General features: G+C 33.8%; 3 protein-coding genes. 2 read left to right on the top strand and 1 reads right to left on the bottom strand.

Going from position 1 to position 1,127, the window contains the following annotated elements; all coding sequences use genetic code 11:
- Window positions 1-184: hypothetical protein (locus tag ACXM1Q_RS09245; RefSeq protein ID WP_458517803.1), on the top strand; the 184-nt coding region annotated here is incomplete at its 5' end.
- Here the strand turns inward: ACXM1Q_RS09245 and ACXM1Q_RS09240 are convergent.
- Window positions 163-957: a sensor histidine kinase gene (locus tag ACXM1Q_RS09240; RefSeq protein ID WP_458517802.1), complete on the bottom strand. Its 795-nt coding sequence runs from the start codon at window positions 955-957 to the stop codon at window positions 163-165. The two genes, ACXM1Q_RS09245 and ACXM1Q_RS09240, sit on opposite strands and share 22 nt — an antisense overlap.
- Before the next feature lie 53 nt (window positions 958-1,010).
- Here ACXM1Q_RS09240 and ACXM1Q_RS09235 point away from each other — a divergent pair.
- A partial coding sequence (locus ACXM1Q_RS09235; RefSeq protein ID WP_458517755.1) for a helix-turn-helix domain-containing protein occupies window positions 1,011-1,127 on the top strand: 117 nt, incomplete at its 3' end.

The raw sequence follows: 1,127 nt of genomic DNA, 5'->3' as shown, positions 1-1,127 counted from the left end.
ACCTGAACAATTAGATTATATCAGGAAAAAGAAATGGAAGCTCAAAGCCTTGTCAGCCACCAGCATAGCTGGTGGTTTTTCTGTTTTTCTCTTCGAGAAAAACTGGCTTGAAGCCATAATAAAAACTAGAAGCTCGGTTCAGTCTGAGCTTCTAGTTTTTATTCAAAAGATATTCAGAATTTGAGTAAATCTATAATTTCTACTCTGGGTTTCGATTGTGACATTGGGATACTTCTCTATCATTTTAAGTACATTGTAAAGACCGATACCTCTCTCTTCACCTTTTGTCGAATAGCCAAAATCAAAAATTGATTTCAATTCTTTCGCCTCTTCTTTAATGGAATTTTCAACAATTAAAACTTGACTATTTTCTTTTTCAAAAAAAACAATAGAGATTTCTGATACGGACTCATCAATGGCATTGTCAACCAAAACTGAAACTGCTGTAATCAAATCTACCAATTTCATCCCTCTAGGTTGAATCGGAGCTGGAATTTCCAGATGCATCTCCAATCCCTTATCACTAGCTTCCGAAAATTTTGCAGCCAGAAGACTTTTAAGAGCAGGCTCCTGAATATTGACCAATCGCCCAAAATCAAAATGAGAATCTCGCATACGATTTTCAGTATCCTTTAAAACCGAATGATAGACCCTCTCAATTTGAGCAAGATCTCCAGCCTCTATCCCCATTTTTAGGGTAGTCAAAAGATTTGTGTAATCATGTCTGAATCCTCTAACTTCACGATACATCTCCTCCATATGGAAGCTATAGTTTTCTAAATTTCGTTGATGTAAATTCTGTTGAAAACTCAGTTCTGCCTGTAGTTTTACTTTTAAATGCGAATCTAACTGTTTGATCATCCCCATAAAGAGAATGAGATAAATAATAATGATTAATTTTCTCAATTCAAAGGTATTGAAATCTTTTTCATACTGAAGATAAGATAAACTTTGCATAATCAGAAAGTATACTCTTTTAGATTATAAACTGTATATGATATGCTGTTTTTATGGCATACGGAATTGATTTTAGAAAACGTGTCCTTGAATATGTTAAAGAGGGACATACACGTAAAGAAACAGCAGCTTTATTTAATATTAGCATCAATACTTTATACAGTTGGGAA

This window comes from Streptococcus sp. 10F2 (assembly GCF_054331515.2).
Note: the sequence above shows the minus strand (reverse complement) of the source record. Positions and strands in the feature narration are given on the sequence as shown.